Raw genomic sequence first — 17,227 nt, 5'->3', positions numbered from 1 at the left:
GGTAACGACGGGACTCTCGGAACGAAGCCAAGAACTGGCGCTCGAAGGACGATCTCGACCGGCATCCGGCGATGCCTCATCTGAAGCCGCTGTTTGATCGGCTCGATCAACTGCTGGCGAGTCCGGTTGAGATCCGGAACTTTGTGATGCTCAGCCGCATGGCTGTCGACGTTTCAGCCCATCAGCGTGCCGACAGCTCACCAATGACGACACGATGACCGATCGTTCCGAAGGCGACGCAGGCGGTGAGCCCGTTGGCGCGAAGTCTGCCGAACTCGAGTGACGGGTCGTAGATCGGTTACTGCTCCTTCTTGAACAAATCCTGGAAGATGAGCTGGCCCCAGACGCGGCCGCGTGCGTGCACCAGCGCGCCACCCTCGTTGAGCCTTCCCAGCTTGACGGGTGCGAACCCGAGCTGTCTGGCCAAGGCCGCCACGGGAGCGGTCGCTTCCTCGTCGTCGCTCGACAGAAAGACGACCCGGTGGCCGCCCTCGACGACCGGATCGGCAGCCAGGGTGGCCGCAATCAGGTGATTGAAGCCTTTCACGAACTTGGCGCCGGTGAACGACTTCGCGACGAAGGCGGAGGACGGCAGGCCGTCCAGCTCTTCAGGTACGGGAAACGCGTTCATCGCGTCGATGACCGTCTTGCCTTTCCAGCTCGGCAGGGCTTTCGCAACCTCGCCATGCTCCCCGAACGGGACCGCCAGGATGATTGTGTCGGCCTCGAGCGCTTCCCGCAGCGACTTGGCGACGACCGTGGGCCCAATTGCCCGGGCCTGCGGCGCCAACGCCTCGGGCGGCCGGCGGCTCGCGACGGTCACGTCGATGTTTTTACGGGCGAAGGCGTGGGCGAGGGCCTGGCCTACCTTACCGAATCCTACGATTGCATAGCTCATAATGCTTCTCCGATCCGTGTTGATGTTGATTCCCAGGCCTTCAAAGGCGCTGGGTTATCCGTCCCGCTGTGTGGCGACCTTCGCGGAGACGTCCCGTCGTGAACGACCGGGCCGATCGCTCAGCGCGGAAGTCGTTTCGCCATGGGCGCGCTATTCCCGCGATCAGCCGCGAATTCAGATGGCCGAAAAGCCGCCGTCGACAGACAGCTCCACCCCATTCACGAAGCTGGAATCGTCCGAAGCAAGAAACAGCGCGACCGCCGCAATTTCCTCGGGACGCCCCATCTTTCCCCGCGGGATCAGGGATTCGAACATCAGCTTCGCCTCCTCGGTGAGAACCTGGTCCTGCATCGGTGTGGCGATCGGCCCCGGGCTCAGCACGTTCACCCGGATATTCCTGCCCTTCAGTTCGTTGAGCCAAGTGCGTGCGAATGAGCGCAACGCCGCCTTGCTCGCTGCATACACGCCGTAACCAGGAAAACCTTTCACCGAGGCAACTGACCCGGTCATGAAGATCGATCCGCCATCGTTGAACAGCGGCAACGCTTTCTGAACCGCAAACAGCGTGCCGCGCGCATTCAGGCCGAAGGCCGCATCGAAGTGCTGCTCGGTGATCTCGCCCAGAGGGACGGCTTCGCCCGTGCCGGCGCTCGCGTACAGGACGTCGATCTTGCCCTTTTCCCGCTTGACCGTATCGAACAGACGGTCGAGGTCGTCGAGATTGGCCGCGTCGCCACGCACACCGGTCACGTTCCGGCCGATCAGCCTGGCGGCCTCGTCGAGCGCCTCCTGTTTCCGGCCCGTGATGAAAACGTAGGCGCCTTCTTCAACGAACCGCTTGGCGCTCGCCAATGCCATGCCGCTCGATCCACCCGTGATGACTGCAACCTTACCGTCTAACTTTCCCACCTTCCAAGCTCCATTTTTGGTCGTTCGGGGAGGCCCCGAGAACCTCAAGATGGGGCGGCCGCAGTCTGGCGTTGAGTGCGGAAGCGCGCACATCGGTGGTGCGAAATCGATCCGGTTGGTCGACCGACGCCAGCCACGACGATCGGTTGTCCGCCATTCGGAATTGGGCCGTGCTTTTCCGCTTAGGCTATGACGACCGCCCGTTCTGCTGTTAGATGCGGGCTTTGGAAGGCGCACCTCGGCGGTGCTGGATTGCACCATGATCGACTGGGATGACGTTCGCTACTTTCTCGCCGTCGCGCGCGCAGGCTCGGTGCGGGCTGCCGCCGAGCGCCTCGGAGTGAACCACTCGACCGTGCTGCGACGCGTCGCTCAGCTCGAGGGGCGGCTTGGGGCGCACATGTTCGAGAAGCTGCCTTCGGGTTATCGCCTGACGGCTGCAGGGGAGGAGGTCCTCGAGCTTGCCGACCAGATGGAAGTGTTGTCGCACCAGCTGGAGACGCGCGTCCTTGGCCGCGACCAGAGCGTGCGCGGCTTACTGCGGGTGACACTGGCGCCGCCGCTGGCGACACACCTGCTCATGCCGGACTTCTCCGATTTCGCGCGTCTGTATCCGGACATCGAGATGGAAATCTTGTCGTCCGGCGAGCTGGCAAATCTGACCAACCGAGAGGCCGACGTTGCGATCCGCGTCGTCTACGACCGCAAAACCCTGCCGCTCAATCTTCACGGCCTCAAGGGATCGGATGTATTCGGCGGTATCTACATGTCCCGCGATCGACTGGCCGCGTGGCATGCCGGCGCGCCTGATCCCATCCGATGGATCGTCATAAGCATTCATGGAATCCCGGACTGGGCCCACTCGGGTGAGGTTCGCGCCGCCGAGGTTCCGTTCAGGGTCACGGATGCCGAGGCGCAGGTCGTCGCGGTGCGGCAGGGGCTCGGGATGACGACGCTGCCGTGCTTCGTGGGAGATGCCGACCCTCTGCTGGCAAGGGTGCCGGGTACCGACCTGCACATGTACGGAACGCTCTGGCTTCTCACGCAGGGGGAGACACGCAAGACGAAGCGCGTGCGGCTCTTCACCGAGTTCGTATCCCGCAGGCTCGCCGCCTACGCGCCGCTTCTCGCGGGACTGTCCTTATCGCCGGACTGACGCGCGACAGGTAGCCGGCGACGCTTGCCGCAATCCGGCCGGAAGCCGAGCTGCGTCGAACGAGGGTGTCTACGAACGGACGAAACGTCCGGGCCGACTGACGCGGCGCTGTTAGCGGGCCTGTCGGCCAGCTCTACAGCCGAGGCCCCGCCACCATGCGCGCCACCCGCGCCATGTCGGCGCTCATTTCGCGGTCGTCGCCGAGCGGGGCGACCAGCGCCCGTACGGCTTCATAGCTGCGCCGCGGTCCTTCGCCCATGCTGTCCAGCACGCCGCGCAGCTCGACGCCGGTGGCGGCGAAGATCAGTTCCATCGCCACCAGATAGCGCAGGCGTTCTATGATAGCGGCGGTCTTGACTACCACGCGTGGCGCCATCGACGACTGGTCCTCGACGCCATCCGAGATGGCCAAGGGGCTGAGCGACATCGGATTGGCAAGGTGCCGGATCTCGGCTTCGAGCGCCGCGACCGGCTTCTGCAGTTCCGCATATCCCTGGCGGCTGCCGCCTTTGGCCGACAGGAACCGGGGCAGCTCCGCCACCGTCGGCGACATCAGCTTCATCGAGCGGTTGGCGGTGCCGACGGCGCAATGCGCCAGCGCCTGGCCGAGATTTTCCCAGGTCAGCGTGAAAGCGGTCAGGTCGAAATTGCCGTTGGAGACGACCCGCTCAGCCTCCGGCAGGATGACCGGATTGTCGCCCGAATGGCCAAGCTCGATCTCCGTCGCCAGCTTCGCCTGCTCATAGGCGTGCAGCAGGCCGCCCCACACCTGCGGCACGCAACGGAAGCTGAGCGGATCCTGCAAGCGTCGCGCGGCGTTCTCCTGCCACAGCCCACTGCCCGAAAGCTCCGTCCGCAGCCGCGTGCCGATCTCGACTTGGCCGAAGGCCGGCCGCGCTGCCAGCGCATCCTCGTCGATGGCCTTGAGGGACGAGCGGAATGCCTCGTAATTCAGCGCCACCGCCGCCAGCGACCAGTCGATCAGGCATGCGATCTCCTCGAGGGCGAGACAGGTCGTTCCGGTTGAAAGGCTGTTGGCGACGATGATGGCGTGGCCGTCCTTCTCGCGCAGGTCGAGCGGTTCGAGCCCGGCGAGCTTGAGCGCCTCGGTCGATGGCATAATCCTGCCCTGATATTCGCTCTCGCCGTCGCCGCGCAGCGCTCTGGCCAGATGACCGAGCGGCGCAAGGTCCGCGGCACCCACCGATCCCCAGCTCGGAATGACCGGATGAACGCCTGCGTTGAGCGCCGCGACCAGGCCCATGACGACGCCCTCCGACGTGCCCGTGCCGCCCGCGGCCATGCCGCAGATGCGCGCGACCATCAGCGCCCGCACCGCCTCGGTCGGCAGCGACGGCCCGGCGCCCATCGAGTGGCTGAGCGGCACGCTGTGCTGGAAGGCGATCAGGTCGGCCTGGGCGAGGGGCGTGTCGACACAGGCGCCGAGCCCGGTTGTGACGCCGTAAAGCGGTTTGCCGAGCTGGGTGAGATGCTCGATGAGGGCACGGCTTGCGCGGATGCGGCGCATGGCTTCCTCGCCGAGCACGAGCCGGGCATTGCGTCGCGCGATCTCGGCGACGTCTTCCGTGCCGAGCGGCTTGGCGTCGAGGACGATCACTCTGGCTGTCATCTGGCTATTTCCTTGGCCTTCGGGAGCAGTGGCCGAACGAATGCACGATATCCGGCATCGGAGCCGGCCATTGTCGGGAATCCGCCGTCGCGTCTGCCGTTATCTTTCTTCGATTGGCGATACGGCAGGGAAAAATCGGACGCCGATGTCACAACAGGCCGAGCCTCGCTCGCCTTGAAGTCGGCGGCGGGCAAACGGGGAACTTTTGCTCTGCTGGCGATTTTGGATATGCTGCAGATCCAATTGCCAGAAGGTCGCTGCCATGACGAAACATTTTGCAATCGCCGCGCTCACGCTTGCCGCGGCAGCCGCGATGGCCGGTCCGGTTGCCGCTGGCGAACATCGCCACCGCGTCACCGAACAGGAACGTTATATCCCGGCCAGCGACGATATCATCGAGACGCTGTTCGGCGGGCCGCGCTACTACGATCAGCAGATGACCAACACGGCGGCGGGCGCCTGCGCGTATCACCGCGTCGGACCGGACGCGAATGCGGTGAACGACATCAACGACCATTATTGCGGGAAGTAGGGTTCCCCGACGGTTCCTCCGGCGCCGGCTTTCGATAAGCCTCGGCTACCTTTGCGTTTGTGGTGGCCGCGAACCTATCGGAGTCGCTGGGTGGCTGTCCTTGACGAGATATGGCCTTCCTGCAGACGGCGGTCCAGCCGGCTCGCTGAACTAGGCCGCGGCCGCCTGCGAATAATCCATCCGTTCGAGATCGGCGATCAGGCCGGGGCCGGTCGGCTGCCAGCCGAGCTGCGCGCGCGTCCATTCACTCGAGGCCGGCATATCGAGACCGGCGAAGATGGAAAGCCATCCGAAATGGTCGGCCGCTTCTTCCTGCGAGAGCGAGACCACCGGCACGTCGAGGCCGGCGCCGATCACTTCCGCGATCTCGCGCATGGCGATGCCTTCCTCGGCGACGGCGTTGTAGCGCACGCCGGCTTGCTGCTTGTCCAGCGCCAGACGGTAAAGTTTCGCGACGTCGAGCACATGCGCCGCCGACCACCGGTTGCGGCCCTCGCCAAGATAGGCCGAGGCGCCCTTGGCGCGCGTCTGTGCGATCAGCGGGGTGATCAGGCCCTGCTTCACCCTGTCATGCACCTGCGGCAGCCGCACCACCGATACCTTGACGCCCTTCTCGGCCATCGCCGCACCGGTAAGCTCGGACAGAATACGCGGATTGGGATGGTCAGTGTTGAAGATGTCTTCTCTCGCCGGCTGTCCGTGTTCGGCGGAGCCCATGCCAACACCCGACGTGATGATGAGCAGCCGGTCCGACCCGGCGAGCGCCCCGCCCAGCGCTTCGATCACGCGCTTGTCCTTCTCGCAATTCGCGACGAAATTCGAGAAATTGTGGTCGAAGGCGGTGTGGATCACCGCATCCGACTTCGCTGCGCCGTCGCGCAGGCTGTCGAGGTCTTCGATGTCGCCGCGATGGGGCTCGGCGCCTGCGGCGACAAGCGACTGCGCGCCGGCATCGGAGCGGGTCAGGCCGAGCACTTGATGGCCCGCGGCGAGGAGCTCAGGCACGATTCTGGAACCGATGAAGCCGGTAGCGCCGGTGAGGAATACACGCATGGGAGATCTCCGCTTGTTGTTCGGAGGCCTTATTTGCGCTATAACTCATTCTGTTAAAGTAGTGACTTTATCATGGTATAATAGCCAACAGGATCGCAATGCCAGCCGAGACGGCCAACAAGCTGGGCACCTTTCTCCGGGACCGCCGCATGCGCCTCGATCCCGCCGCCTTCGGCTTCGCCACGGGGCGGCGGCGCACGCAGGGGCTGCGCCGCGAAGAAGTGGCACAGCGCGCGAATATCAGCCCGACCTGGTACACCTGGCTGGAGCAGGGGCGGGGCGGCGCGCCCTCGGCGGACGTGCTCAACCGCATCGCGACCGGGCTGATGCTGACCGAGCCCGAACGCGAGCATCTGTTCATGCTGGGTCTCGGCCGGCCGCCGGAGGTCCGCTACAGAAACATCGACAGCGTGACGCCGCGCCTGCAGCGCGTCCTTGACGCTTTGGACCCCAGCCCGGCGATCATCAAGACCGCGACATGGGACGTGGTTGCCTGGAACCGTGCCGCGGCCGCGATGCTTACCGACTATTCCAAGCTGGCGCGCGAGCAGCGCAACATCCTTCGCCTGATGTTCGGCAACTCGCGCGTGCGCGACGCGCAGGACGATTGGGAGAGTGTGGCGCGCTTCGTGGTCGGGTCGTTCAGGGCCGATGCCACGAGGGCGGGCGCAGGCGCGGAAATCACCCAACTCGTCGAAGAGCTTTGCCGGATCAGTCCGGAATTCGAGGCGCTGTGGCGCGACAACGACATCGTGCCGGCCCACGGCGAGGGCGTGAAACGCCTGCGGCATCCCGAGATCGGGCTGATCGAGCTGGAGTTCTCCGTCTTTGCGATCGATGGCCGCCCGGAACTCGGCATGATCGTCTACAATCCGGCCACGCAGGCGGATGCAGAACGTATTAGATCACTGATCGCATCTCGCGCCGCAGAATGATGGAGGCCGCTCCCCTCGGCGCCGCGGTCGAGCGGCTTATTGCCTGGCTCAACCGCCTTCACGGACCTTCGAAGCGTCAGCTTTGCCGCCGCCTGCCCGATCGCTTCGGGGGACGTCAGCGGCGCCCGGCTGCCGGATATGGTCGATGAAGGCGCGCAGCTTGGGCAGCACCTGGTGCCTTTCCGGATAATAGAGAAAGATGCCCGGCGTGGTCACCGCGAAGCGGCTAAGCAGCGCCTGCAAGCGCCCGTCGGCGATCGGCGCTTCGGCGATCGGGCCTGGCACCTGCGCCAGCCCGACACCCTGGATGGCCGCGCCGAGCAGCGACGGATAGTCATGCGCGATGAGCGGTCCCGAGACGATTGCCTCGACTGCCTTGTTGCCGTCGACAAAGGACCAGGGCGCGACCGAGCCGTTCGAGCGGCGCAGGCGCAGGCAGGCATGGTCGCGCAAATCCTCGATGCGCTCCGGCATCGCGCGCCGGCGCAAATAATCGGGACTGCCGGCGACCACCATCGGGAAGGGGGGCGTCAGCCGGACCGCGACCATGTCGGGCGCGATCAGATCGCCCATGCGGATGCCGGCATCGAATCCTTCGGCGGCGAGATCGGCCAGCTCACCGCTGGCGACGATCTCCAGCTCGATCTCGGGATAGGCCTGGCAGAAAGAGGCGATCAGAGGCTCCAGCAGCACCGGCACCACGGCCGGCGGCACCGAAAGACGCAGGAGCCCGGCCGGCCGCTGACCCATCCCGCGCGCGATCTCGCTTGCCGCGATCAGTTCCTCGAAAGCGGGCCGGGCACGCGCGAAAAAGCGCTCGCCTGCTTCCGTCAGGCCGACGCTGCGCGTGGTGCGGATGAAGAGCGCGGCGCCGATGCGCGCCTCGAGCGTTCGTATCGCCTGGCTGATCGCCGACGGAGTGACGGCGAGCTCGGCCGCCGCCTTGCGGAAATTGCGGTGCTTGGCCACACTCAAAAACACCTCGACACCATCGAGCGCGCCATGCCTGACTGTGAAGTTCTGCTTCATGACCCATCGACATTATCGCGGATAGTTGCCGGCAGAAAGCGGCCGTATTTCTTGCGTGACCTGGGAGCCTGAAAGGAAGTGGCAATGACCGATGAATTCGATCGCGTGCGCGATCACTATCGCGCGACCGGCCTGACCGATCGGTTGAAGACCGCGCTGGCGGTGTTTGGGCCTGAGCAACAGCGGCTGAAGCCCGAACAGCTGGCGACCCTCGACCAGTTCCACACCCGCGGGCTGGCCGCGACAGCGGAGCTCGCCAATCTTGCCGTCATCACCGCCGACATGTCGGTGCTCGACGTCGGGTCTGGCGTCGGCGGGCCGGCTCGCTTGCTGGAGGCGACATATGGCTGCGCGGTGACCGGTATCGATCTCAGCGAACCCTTCGTCGAGGCCGCGCGCTATCTGACAGCGCGAACCGGGCAGGCCGGCAACGTGTCGTTCGAAGCCGGCAGCGCTTTGTCGCTTCCCTTCGAGGATGGCCGCTTCGACGCCGCGCTCTTGCAGCATGTGGCGATGAACATCGCCGACCGGCCGCGGCTCTACCGCGAGATCAGGCGGGTGCTGAAGCCGGGCGGCAAATTGGCCACCTTCGATGTCGTGCTGAACGGCGGCGATCCGCTTTATCCGGTTCCATGGGCGAAGACGCCCGGCGAAAGCTTCCTGCTGGAGGCCGAAGCGACCTGCGAGGCGATTGAAGCCGCCGGCTTCGGCACGCTTGTCCGCCGTGACGACACGGCTGCCGCCAAGGCCTGGTTCGCCGAACTCCGCGCCTCCGGCCCGCCGCCTTCGCTCAATCTAGGGGTCGTCATGGGCCAGGGTTTCGCGGAACTCGCCACCAATCTCGGACGCAACCTCATGGAGGGACGGCTGGGCATCCTCACGGCGGTATTCGAGGCCGTTCCGGTCAACTGAGCAATTCCCGGAAAAGTGGTCAGCGGTCAGGCTCGGGGCTTCGCCGCAGCCTTCCGTCCGGAATTGCGAAAACCAATATTGAGGGGAGGCGAAAATGACACCAGCGATGATCTTCAACATCCATCTCGGGCTCGGCTACGTGCCGTGGCTGCTTTGCTTCGCCGCCTATATCTGGCCAAGGCTGAGGTCGATGGAGCCGATTGAGGCGCAGCGCGCCATCGCAACGCTGCACAGCTTCCGCTTCTTCGGCCTCGTCTTCCTCGTTCCGGGCGTCACCGGACCGGACTTGCCCGGTGGCTTTACCGGTTTTGCCGCCTATGGCGACTTCGCGACCGGCCTGCTCGCCATGCTGGCGCTGTTCGCGGTCGCGAGGCCCGCGATCTTCTGGCCACTCGTCGTCGCCTACAATGTCGTGGGCGTGGTCGACCTTGTCGGCGACTACTATCACGGCGTTATGCTCGACCTTCCCGGCCATGCGGGCCAGTTGGGCGCTACCTACGCGATCCCGATCCTCTACGTGCCGCTTTTGATGATCACGCATGTCGCGGCTTTCTACCTGCTGGCGCGTTCCAGGCGCCATCAGCGTGCACCGGCCTAATACATAGGCGTTGCCATATGCTTAGGCGCCGGCCATTCGCTCGTGATCTCCGGTTGCACCGGACGCTCGAGATAGGTCGACAGCACGACATAGCTGCGCGTCGAGGTGACGCCGGGCGTATCGTAGAGGCGGGCCAGCAGGCCTTCGAGCGCGCGCGTGTCCTCGGTGCGCACCTTGAGCAGCATGCAGGTGTCGCCGGCGACCGTGTGGATCTCCTCGACCTCCGGATATTTGGAGACCGCCATCAGCTCCGGCGTCTTGCCCCAGCCCCTTGTGTCGATATGCACGAAGGCCAGCAGCGGCTTCTTCACCGCCCTCGGATCGATGATCGCCGATGTGGCGCGGATGGCGCCGCTGCGCTTCAGCCGCTTGACCCGCTCATGCGCCGCCGGCGGCGACAGGCCGACGCGCTCGCCGAGATCGGCATAGCTGATGGTCGCGTCCTCGACGAGAACGCCTAATATCTTTCGGTCGATCGGGTCGAGATCACGGGCCGGATGCTTGTTCCGCTGAATGTCATCTGTTTCTGTGTCCATATGGAAATTCTCCATTGATGCGGAATTAAATTCGGCCATTATGATAATATGTCGAACAGTGATCAATCAGCAATTTTGACGGCGGCGCCGCGCGCGCCGATCCCGGCCGCCGCCTATCTGCTGACGGGCTGCATCGCCGTCATCGGCTCCAATTCGCTGGTTCTGGGACCGATCGCGCCGGCCGTTGCGGCATCGTTCGGCGCCAGCGTGCCGGCGGTTATGACGGCCGCCGCCGCCTTCGGCCTCGGCACGTCGGCCAGCGCGCTCTTCCTTGCCCGCTACATCGACCGGATCGGCGCGCGCCGCATGCTGCAGGGCGCATTGCTCTTGCTGGCCATCGCGCTGGTTGCCAGCGCGTTGGCGCCGACTGTGACGATGTTGGTGGCCGCCCAACTCGTTGCCGGCATTGCCGCCGGTATCGCCATGCCGGCGATCTATGCCAGCTCGGCCGCGATCGCGCCGCCCGGCCGCGAGAGCGGTACCATCGGGGTGGTGCTGACCGGCTGGACGCTTTCGATGGTCGCCGGTGTGTCGCTGTCGGCCGTGATTGCCGATCTCATCCATTGGCGTGCCGTCTTCGCGGCCGTCGCGCTTCTCGCGGGAGCGGCCGTTGCCGGTCTGGCGTTGAGTTCGCTGCACGACATCAGGAAAAGCGGCCCCGCGCCGTCGCCGCTCGGCGCGCTCGCCGTTCCCGGCATCCTGCCGCTGCTCATTGCTTGCGGCGCCTTCATGACCGCCTTCTACGGCGTCTACGGCTATCTCGGCGACCATCTTCATGAAGCCCTCGGCGAGCCGGTCAGCGCCAACGGCCTGGCCGCCGTCGCCTACGGTCTCGGCTTCGGCGCGGCCGCTTTGCTCGATGGCGTCATCGACCGGCTCGGCGCGCGCCGTGTCATGCCGTTCGCCTATCTGCTGGTCGCCGCCGTCTATGTCGCGATCGCCTTGGCAAGCACCGGCTTCGGCCTGCTGCTTGCGTCGATCGCCGTCTGGGGTCTCGCCAACCATTTCGGGCTGAACGTGCTGGTCATGCGCCTCACCGCGCTCGACCCGTCGCGGCGCGGCACCATCATGGGCCTGAACAGCGCGGTCACCTATCTTGCCGTCACCGTCGGCACCGCCGGCTTCGGCCCGCTCTACACGATCCTCGGCTTCGCCAACTGCGCCCTGATCGCCGCGGGACTGATGCTGGTTGCGGCGGGCGCCGCGGCGTGGCGGCCGGCTGGTCCTCGATAACAGGCCTGCCTCACTCTTCGCTTCCGGCCGGAAATCCGTTTCGCACTTTTCCTGGGATTGCTCTAAGGCTGGCTTGCGAACCGGAGTCGCAGCCGATGAAGACGAGCCTCGAGATCACTGCCGAGCCCTTGCCGCAGGACCTCGCTTTCCTGAGCGGGAGCCTCACCGCCTTCAACGATGCCGATGTCGGCGCGTCAGGTCGAAAGCCGCTGGCGGTTATCGTGCGCGACGACCATGGTGTCATCGTCGCCGGCATTTCCGGCTACACCGCCTGGGGATGGCTCTACGTGCAATGGCTGTGGGTCGACGAAAGATTGCGCGGCCGGCGCACAGCCGCCGGCATGCTCGACGCCGCCGAACGGGAAGCCATCGCACGCGGTTGTCACCGTGCCTGGATCGACACCTTCAACCCGGTCGCCGAAAAGGTCTATCGGCGTCAGGGCTACCAGCCGTTCGGCACGCTGCCTGACTTCCCCATCGGCCGCAGCCGCATCTTCCTGCAGAAGAAGCTGCCGTCCTGATCAGCCAGCCAGCTTTCCGCCGCGCATCGGTGCGGGCGCGCCGGTGGTGCTTGGAAAGCTGATCGGCAGGCCGCGCAGCACGCGCACGGCGAGGAAAGCAAAACACTCCGCCTCCACCGCGTCGCCCTTCCAGCCCAACGTCTCGGCCTGCACGACCTCGACGCCGGCGCGGCTCTCGAGCATTGCCATCATCGTCGGATTGTGGCGGCCGCCGCCGCTGACCACCAGCCGCTTCGGCCGGCGCGGCAATAGGTCGAGCGCCTTGCCGACGGCCGACACGGTGAAGGCCGTCAGTGTCGCCGCGCCATCCTCCGCGCCGAGCCCCTCGGCCATCGCCGCGGTGAAGTCGAAGCGGTCGAGCGATTTTGGATAGGGTTTGGTGAAATACGGATGCTGCAGCAGCCGGGCGAGCCGTTCCTCATCGACCTTGCCGGCAGCCGCCAGCTTGCCGTCTCGGTCCATCTCGCCGAGGCCTTTCGACTTGATGAAATCGTTGACCGGCGCATTGGCCGGGCCGGTGTCGAAGGCGGCGATATCGTCCTTGCCGTCCCACCAGGTGATGTTGCCGACACCGCCGAGATTGAGCACGGCGGTGTCGCCGCTGGCGTCCGCCTCTTTGAGCAACGCGGCATGATAGGCTGCGGCCAAAGGCGCGCCTTGCCCGCCGGCCGCGACATCGGCCGAGCGGAAATCATAGGCGACCCTGGTGCCAAGCAGCGAGGCCATCAGCTCGCCGTCGCCAAGCTGCCGCGTGCAGCCGATCCGTCCCGGCTGCGGCGCGCGATGCAGCACGGTCTGGCCGTGGAAGCCGACGATGCCGATATCGGCCATGCTCATCCCCTGGCTCTCGACCAGGTCACTGACCGCAGCGGACTGCGCGCGCGTCAGCGCCTCCTCGGCTTCGCGAAAGATCGCCGGCTCCGGTCCCTCGAAATTCCAGGCGCGCGCCTGGCGCAACGTCTCTTCGAGCAAGGTGCGGATCGACTGCGGGTAGGGGGCCAGCGTGTACGTGCCGGTATCGGCGATGCGCTCGCCATCGGTCTTGATCAGCGCCACGTCGATATTGCCGTCGAGCACCGTGCCGGTCATCAGGCCGACGGCCCAGATTGGTTCCATGGTCGTTCCTCGAATCGTCCTTCATCCACGTGTCGGATGGATCAGCCCCGCAGGCAAGTCTTTCGCCGCGCCCTTCCAGGTCGCCTTTTGCGCCAAATGGCGAAAATCGAGCAGCCACGTTCTTGCCTCTTGTCGCCAAAGGGGCGAGCCTGCGGGTTCGATATCTCGAGGTACCTCAAGGAGGAAACGTCATGGCAGCCAATGTTGCGGTGATCGCGGGCGCCGGCTCCGGGCTAAGCGCCTCGCTGGCGCGGCTTCTAGCCAAGGAGGGGTTCCGCATCGTCCTTGCCGCGCGTAACGTCGACAAGTTAGCGGCGCTGGTCAAGGAAACCGGCGCGCAAGCCGTGGAAACCGACGTGTCGGACGCGGCTTCCGTCGAGCGCCTGTTCGAGGCGGCCGACAAGGAAGGCCCGCTCGAAATTGCCGTCTTCAACGCCAGCGGCCGCACGCGCGGCCCGATCGCCGAGCTCGATCCCGACGCGGTCAAGCAAGCCCTGCTCGTCGGCGCCTATGGCGGCTTCCTGGTCGGCCAGCAGGCGGTGCGCCGACTTCTTGCGCGCGGCTCCGGCTCGATCCTGTTCACCGGCGCCACGGCAAGCCTCAAGGGGTTTCCCGGTTCTGCCGGTTTCGCTATGCCGAAATTCGGCCTGCGCGGGCTGGCGCAATCGATGGCGCGCGAGCTTTCGCCGAAGAACATCCACGTCGCGCATTTCATCATCGACGGCCAGATCGAGCCGGCCGGACAGGCGCCCGAACCCGACCGTCCGGAGCGCCGCCTCTCGCCCGACGCGATCGCCGAGACCTATCTCGCCGTCCATCGCCAGCATCGCAGCGCCTGGAGCTTCGAGGTCGAGTTGAGGCCGTGGGTCGAGACGTTCTGACGGCCCATTGTACGAAACGTACAGTAACACGCCCTGGTGCGGCTCATTATTTTAGGAAGTATGCATATTTCCTGATGCCGTTTTAGCGATCTGCAATGTAAAAAAGCACAAAATAAAATATACCTTTACTTAACTTCGGCATGCATACTGCGCATTGTCAGATCTGTTGTCCGGCTCTCCTGCACGAATTGAGAATGGGCATGCCGCTTACACGTCGCACGCTGTTTGCAGCCGGAGGCGGAGGGCTGCTCGTTGCGCAGGCGCAAGCCGCGGCCACGCCGGCCCAGGCGCAAGACGCTCCAAAACCCATCGTCAGCGACAACAAGCTGCGCATCGCCATGCCGGCCTTCGCGTCCGATCCCTTCTTTCCGGCAGACGGCTCGGGGGACAAGGGCATCGACATGGACCTGGCCCGCGGGATAGCCGCGGAGCTCGGCGTCGAACCGGTGTTCGACCGATCCGCCGTGACCTTCGACGCCATGGTGCAAAAGCTGACCTTCGGTCAGGCGGACCTTGCGATCGGCAAGCTCAGCCGCACGCTTCAGCGCGGTCGCTCGATCCTCTATTCGCAGCCCTACGCCGTGCTGCACCAGGGGTTGCTCGCTAACCGCGTGAACCTGGCACGCATCGCGCAAGGCGAGTCGCCTGAGCAGATCATCCGCGATTTCTCAGGCGATCTCGGTGTCATCGAAGGCTCGTCCTTCGCCACCTATGCGGCCACCACGTTCCCGCACGCGCAAATCCGACGCTTCGCGGGCTGGAATACGGTTGTCGATGCGATCCGCAACGGCGCGATCGACCTCGCCTATCGCGACGATTTCGAGATCAAGAAGCTGATGGTCGACGATCCGTCGATGACGGTCGTCGCGCGCTCGATCACGCTGACCGACAAGGTCGATACGATCGCGGTCGGCATCAGTCCGGACAATCCGCATCTCGCGGCCTTTGTCGATCTCTATCTCGACCTGGCAAGAGGCCAGCAGGTCCTCAACACCGACGAGATCATCGCGCGCTATCGCCAGGGGAGCAAAGCCTGACAATGGCCGTCTCGGATGTAGCCGCACCCATGCCCTTCGATTGGCGCCTGGCGGCGAAGCGCATCCTGCGCTCGCCGGCGACGACGATCATCATGATCCTGGCCGGAATCCTGTGCGGCCTCTATATCCCGGCCTTCGCCCACGCGATCAGCCCCGTCGCGCAGATCTATCTGAATTTCCTCAAGATGGTCGTCCTGCCCTATCTGGTCTCGTCCGTCATCTTCTCCATCGCCGCGATGGTCCAGGACCCGAAATCGGTCCGCTACCTCGGCAAGGTGGGCATAGCCGTGCTGGTCGTGTCGTTCCTCGCCGTTCTGGTGAGCGGCACCTATTCGCTGATCCTCAAGCCCGGCCAGATCGAGAACCCGCAGTCGCGCATCGAGCTCGGCGAGTTCATCAATTCCCAAGGCAGCGTCTCCACTGATCTTGCATTCCCGTTCCAGCCGCCGTCGACCGGGGACCCGAACAGCGGTCATTCGATCTTCATGGATCTGGTGCCGAACAACGTCTTCAACGCGCTGGCCTCGGGCCAGACCATCCAGGTCCTGTTGTTCTGCCTGCTTTTCGGTCTGGCGATGGGCAAAATTCCGCAGCCCTCGTCGCTCAGCCTGTCGCAGGCGCTCAACGCGGTGTACCGGGCCTGCACGGTTCTCACCAACTGGTTCGTCTGGGGATTGCCCTTCGCCACCTTCATCCTGATCGCCGACCAGACCGCGTCGACCGGCACCAAGCCGCTGATGCTGATGGGCGGCTATCTGCTGGTGATGGGTCTTTCCTGCCTGACCTTCCTCGCCGGCGCGTTTTCAATTATCGCCGTGCGCTCGCGGCGGAGCTACTGGGCCACGATCAAGACCTGCCAGCCGCTCCTGATGGTGGCCATCACCACGCGCTCCTCGGTCGCCTCGTTGCCATGGGTCATCAACCTGTTGAGCGAGCGGCTGCGCTTCAACCTGGTGGTCGTCGAGCTGCTCGTGCCGTTGCAGGCGGCATTGCTGCGGACAGGCCCGGCGCTGGTCTACACCTCGGGCGCCCTGTTCATCGCTCAGCTCTACGGCCATCCGCTGGCGATCCCGGATCTCTTGCTTGTCGGCATCGTCTCCGCGCTTCTGGCGCTGACGACCGGCGGCATGGGCAGCCTGCTCATCCTGTCCCAGATGTCCATCGTCTGCGGCTATCTGAAGCTTCCCTTCGAGGCGGCGTTCGCCCTGTTCGTCGCGGTCGATGCGGCTGTCGATACGTTCATGACGCTGTCCAGCGTCTGCACCGTCGCGGCAAGCACGGCGATGATCGCGCCCAGCCATAGGGAGGCGACACAATCTGAGGAACCCATCGCGAACGAGTTCGAAGCCGAGCCTGCCCGATGATCGACGACAGCATCCGCCCCCGGCTAGGGATCATCGGCGGTCTGGGGCCATTGGCATCGGCGGACTTCTACTTCAAGCTGACCCGGATGACCGAAGCGCTCGGCGACAACGAGCATGTGCCTTCCGTCATCCTCAGCGTGCCGCAACTGCCTGACAGGACCGAAGCGATCCTTGGCGGTCATGACGGACCGCTGGCGCCGCTGCAGGCCGTGGTCTCGACGCTCAACGAGCTCGGCGTTGCCTGTATCGCCATGCCCTGCAACACCGCCCATCATTGGTACGACAAGCTGGCGATGAACTCGCAGGCCGAGATCATCCATATCGGCGACGCGGTGATGGCGGAAATCCGTCGCGGCCTGGATCGCGGCAAGGTCGCGAATCTCGCCACCCGGGGCACGCTGGCCTCCGGCTTCTACCAGGGCAGGGTATCGGCGGCGGGTTTCGAGCCTTGCCTTCCGCACGGCATGGAGTTCCAGGAGCGCGTCGACAGCGCCATCGGCCTCGTCAAGGCCGGCTCGATCGCGCAGGCCGCGGCCGAGACCGAGCGGGCGCTTCATCTCGCGCAACTGGCTGGCGCCGATGCAGCACTTCTCGGCTGCACCGAACTGTCGGTGGTGGCGGCCAGCCTCGGCGACACGAACGGATTGATCGTCATCGACAGCAACGCCGCCCTGGCGCGGGCCAGTCTGACGCGATTGGGCTTCGGCATTCAGGAAGCGCGAGGCCTGCCGACGGTGCTGCGACCAACAGCGCATGACCGGTTGCCCTGGCGCGCCGCGCAACGCGTCTGATGCGCGCTGCCGCCCGGTAGAAATGCCTGATTTGCGTCGGCCGAAGCCCATTTGAACGCGATTTGCCGCAGAACCCGGGAATTGAGCGCCGGCTTG

The 17,227-nt window shown here is 65.2% G+C and carries 18 protein-coding genes; 11 read left to right on the top strand and 7 right to left on the bottom strand.

Annotation, left to right across the window (positions count from 1 at the left end; translation table 11 throughout):
* Window positions 1-298 precede the first annotated feature (298 nt).
* Window positions 299-901 (bottom strand): NADPH-dependent F420 reductase, encoded by a 603-nt coding sequence (locus FJW10_RS06265; RefSeq protein ID WP_281405114.1) that lies wholly within the window; start codon window positions 899-901, stop codon window positions 299-301.
* A 171-nt stretch (window positions 902-1,072) separates the two neighbouring features.
* Window positions 1,073-1,807 carry an SDR family oxidoreductase gene (locus FJW10_RS06260; protein WP_140899184.1) on the bottom strand — a complete coding sequence of 245 codons (735 nt, stop codon included), beginning with the start codon at window positions 1,805-1,807 and terminating at the stop codon, window positions 1,073-1,075.
* A gap of 259 nt (window positions 1,808-2,066) precedes the next feature.
* Between FJW10_RS06260 and FJW10_RS06255 the strand changes: the two genes are divergently transcribed.
* On the top strand, window positions 2,067-2,963 hold the full coding sequence (locus FJW10_RS06255; RefSeq protein ID WP_140899182.1) for a LysR family transcriptional regulator: 897 nt from the start codon (window positions 2,067-2,069) through the stop codon (window positions 2,961-2,963).
* Between the two features lie 133 nt (window positions 2,964-3,096).
* On the opposite strand, the gene hutH is transcribed toward FJW10_RS06255, so the two are convergent.
* Window positions 3,097-4,593, bottom strand: a complete 1,497-nt coding sequence (hutH, locus tag FJW10_RS06250) for a histidine ammonia-lyase (RefSeq protein WP_140899180.1) — start codon at window positions 4,591-4,593, stop codon at window positions 3,097-3,099.
* Between the two features lie 262 nt (window positions 4,594-4,855).
* Here hutH and FJW10_RS06245 point away from each other — a divergent pair, with 262 nt between their 5' ends.
* Window positions 4,856-5,125, top strand: a complete 270-nt coding sequence (locus FJW10_RS06245; RefSeq protein WP_246674127.1) for a hypothetical protein — start codon at window positions 4,856-4,858, stop codon at window positions 5,123-5,125.
* Window positions 5,126-5,275: 150 nt separating this feature from the next.
* On the opposite strand, the gene FJW10_RS06240 is transcribed toward FJW10_RS06245, so the two are convergent.
* Window positions 5,276-6,178 carry an SDR family oxidoreductase gene (locus FJW10_RS06240; protein WP_140899178.1) on the bottom strand — a complete coding sequence of 301 codons (903 nt, stop codon included), beginning with the start codon at window positions 6,176-6,178 and terminating at the stop codon, window positions 5,276-5,278.
* A 98-nt stretch (window positions 6,179-6,276) separates the two neighbouring features.
* Between FJW10_RS06240 and FJW10_RS06235 the strand changes: the two genes are divergently transcribed.
* Window positions 6,277-7,113 (top strand): helix-turn-helix transcriptional regulator, encoded by an 837-nt coding sequence (locus tag FJW10_RS06235; RefSeq protein WP_140899177.1) that lies wholly within the window; start codon window positions 6,277-6,279, stop codon window positions 7,111-7,113.
* A gap of 48 nt (window positions 7,114-7,161) precedes the next feature.
* Here the strand turns inward: FJW10_RS06235 and FJW10_RS06230 are convergent, their stop codons facing one another.
* Window positions 7,162-8,142, bottom strand: a complete 981-nt coding sequence (locus FJW10_RS06230; RefSeq protein WP_140899175.1) for a LysR family transcriptional regulator — start codon at window positions 8,140-8,142, stop codon at window positions 7,162-7,164.
* A gap of 84 nt (window positions 8,143-8,226) precedes the next feature.
* Between FJW10_RS06230 and FJW10_RS06225 the strand changes: the two genes are divergently transcribed.
* Together FJW10_RS06225 and FJW10_RS06220 are read left to right on the top strand one after the other, a co-directional pair.
* On the top strand, window positions 8,227-9,054 hold the full coding sequence (locus FJW10_RS06225) for a class I SAM-dependent methyltransferase (RefSeq protein WP_140899173.1): 828 nt from the start codon (window positions 8,227-8,229) through the stop codon (window positions 9,052-9,054).
* Window positions 9,055-9,148: 94 nt separating this feature from the next.
* Window positions 9,149-9,652 (top strand): hypothetical protein, encoded by a 504-nt coding sequence (locus FJW10_RS06220; RefSeq protein ID WP_140899171.1) that lies wholly within the window; start codon window positions 9,149-9,151, stop codon window positions 9,650-9,652.
* On the opposite strand, the gene FJW10_RS06215 is transcribed toward FJW10_RS06220, so the two are convergent.
* Window positions 9,649-10,188, bottom strand: a complete 540-nt coding sequence (locus tag FJW10_RS06215) for an Lrp/AsnC family transcriptional regulator (RefSeq protein ID WP_140834984.1) — start codon at window positions 10,186-10,188, stop codon at window positions 9,649-9,651. The two genes, FJW10_RS06220 and FJW10_RS06215, sit on opposite strands and share 4 nt — an antisense overlap.
* Before the next feature lie 48 nt (window positions 10,189-10,236).
* On the opposite strand from FJW10_RS06215, the gene FJW10_RS06210 reads away from it, so the two are divergent.
* Both FJW10_RS06210 and FJW10_RS06205 read left to right on the top strand, forming a co-directional pair.
* Window positions 10,237-11,421 (top strand): MFS transporter, encoded by a 1,185-nt coding sequence (locus FJW10_RS06210; protein ID WP_140899170.1) that lies wholly within the window; start codon window positions 10,237-10,239, stop codon window positions 11,419-11,421.
* Window positions 11,422-11,516: 95 nt separating this feature from the next.
* The gene (locus FJW10_RS06205; protein ID WP_140899168.1) at window positions 11,517-11,942 is read left to right on the top strand and encodes a GNAT family N-acetyltransferase; all 426 of its coding nucleotides are present in this window, start codon (window positions 11,517-11,519) and stop codon (window positions 11,940-11,942) included.
* On the opposite strand, the gene FJW10_RS06200 is transcribed toward FJW10_RS06205, so the two are convergent.
* Complete coding sequence (locus tag FJW10_RS06200) at window positions 11,943-13,058, bottom strand: anhydro-N-acetylmuramic acid kinase (RefSeq protein ID WP_140899166.1); 1,116 nt, start codon at window positions 13,056-13,058, stop codon at window positions 11,943-11,945.
* Between the two features lie 191 nt (window positions 13,059-13,249).
* Between FJW10_RS06200 and FJW10_RS06195 the strand changes: the two genes are divergently transcribed.
* The 4 genes from FJW10_RS06195 (at window position 13,250) to FJW10_RS06180 (ending at window position 17,131) form a co-directional block, all read left to right on the top strand.
* On the top strand, window positions 13,250-13,939 hold the full coding sequence (locus FJW10_RS06195; protein ID WP_140899164.1) for an SDR family NAD(P)-dependent oxidoreductase: 690 nt from the start codon (window positions 13,250-13,252) through the stop codon (window positions 13,937-13,939).
* A 200-nt stretch (window positions 13,940-14,139) separates the two neighbouring features.
* The gene (locus tag FJW10_RS06190) at window positions 14,140-14,976 is read left to right on the top strand and encodes a transporter substrate-binding domain-containing protein (RefSeq protein ID WP_181177428.1); all 837 of its coding nucleotides are present in this window, start codon (window positions 14,140-14,142) and stop codon (window positions 14,974-14,976) included.
* A gap of 2 nt (window positions 14,977-14,978) precedes the next feature.
* Window positions 14,979-16,340 carry a cation:dicarboxylase symporter family transporter gene (locus tag FJW10_RS06185; protein WP_140899162.1) on the top strand — a complete coding sequence of 454 codons (1,362 nt, stop codon included), beginning with the start codon at window positions 14,979-14,981 and terminating at the stop codon, window positions 16,338-16,340.
* Complete coding sequence (locus FJW10_RS06180) at window positions 16,337-17,131, top strand: amino acid racemase (protein ID WP_140899160.1); 795 nt, start codon at window positions 16,337-16,339, stop codon at window positions 17,129-17,131. Before FJW10_RS06185 ends, FJW10_RS06180 begins: the two co-directional genes overlap by 4 nt.
* Window positions 17,132-17,227 lie beyond the last annotated feature (96 nt).

Source organism: Mesorhizobium sp. B4-1-1, assembly GCF_006439375.1.
Taxonomy (GTDB): domain Bacteria; phylum Pseudomonadota; class Alphaproteobacteria; order Rhizobiales; family Rhizobiaceae; genus Mesorhizobium.
The sequence above is the reverse complement of the archived record's forward strand: the minus strand, read 5'-3'. Positions and strand labels throughout refer to the sequence as shown.

What these genes read in the sequence shown, in the direction of transcription:
- FJW10_RS06255 (WP_140899182.1), top strand. Translation starts at nt 2,067, where the DNA reads ATGATCGACTGGGATGACGTTCGCTACTTTCTCGCCGTCGCGCGCGCA.
- hutH (WP_140899180.1), bottom strand. Translation starts at nt 4,593, where the DNA reads ATGACAGCCAGAGTGATCGTCCTCGACGCCAAGCCGCTCGGCACGGAA.
- FJW10_RS06245 (WP_246674127.1), top strand. Translation starts at nt 4,856, where the DNA reads ATGACGAAACATTTTGCAATCGCCGCGCTCACGCTTGCCGCGGCAGCC.
- FJW10_RS06240 (WP_140899178.1), bottom strand. Translation starts at nt 6,178, where the DNA reads ATGCGTGTATTCCTCACCGGCGCTACCGGCTTCATCGGTTCCAGAATC.
- FJW10_RS06235 (WP_140899177.1), top strand. Translation starts at nt 6,277, where the DNA reads ATGCCAGCCGAGACGGCCAACAAGCTGGGCACCTTTCTCCGGGACCGC.
- FJW10_RS06230 (WP_140899175.1), bottom strand. Translation starts at nt 8,142, where the DNA reads ATGAAGCAGAACTTCACAGTCAGGCATGGCGCGCTCGATGGTGTCGAG.
- FJW10_RS06225 (WP_140899173.1), top strand. Translation starts at nt 8,227, where the DNA reads ATGACCGATGAATTCGATCGCGTGCGCGATCACTATCGCGCGACCGGC.
- FJW10_RS06220 (WP_140899171.1), top strand. Translation starts at nt 9,149, where the DNA reads ATGACACCAGCGATGATCTTCAACATCCATCTCGGGCTCGGCTACGTG.
- FJW10_RS06215 (WP_140834984.1), bottom strand. Translation starts at nt 10,188, where the DNA reads ATGGACACAGAAACAGATGACATTCAGCGGAACAAGCATCCGGCCCGT.
- FJW10_RS06210 (WP_140899170.1), top strand. Translation starts at nt 10,237, where the DNA reads ATGTCGAACAGTGATCAATCAGCAATTTTGACGGCGGCGCCGCGCGCG.
- FJW10_RS06205 (WP_140899168.1), top strand. Translation starts at nt 11,517, where the DNA reads ATGAAGACGAGCCTCGAGATCACTGCCGAGCCCTTGCCGCAGGACCTC.
- FJW10_RS06200 (WP_140899166.1), bottom strand. Translation starts at nt 13,058, where the DNA reads ATGGAACCAATCTGGGCCGTCGGCCTGATGACCGGCACGGTGCTCGAC.
- FJW10_RS06195 (WP_140899164.1), top strand. Translation starts at nt 13,250, where the DNA reads ATGGCAGCCAATGTTGCGGTGATCGCGGGCGCCGGCTCCGGGCTAAGC.
- FJW10_RS06190 (WP_181177428.1), top strand. Translation starts at nt 14,140, where the DNA reads ATGCCGCTTACACGTCGCACGCTGTTTGCAGCCGGAGGCGGAGGGCTG.
- FJW10_RS06185 (WP_140899162.1), top strand. Translation starts at nt 14,979, where the DNA reads ATGGCCGTCTCGGATGTAGCCGCACCCATGCCCTTCGATTGGCGCCTG.
- FJW10_RS06180 (WP_140899160.1), top strand. Translation starts at nt 16,337, where the DNA reads ATGATCGACGACAGCATCCGCCCCCGGCTAGGGATCATCGGCGGTCTG.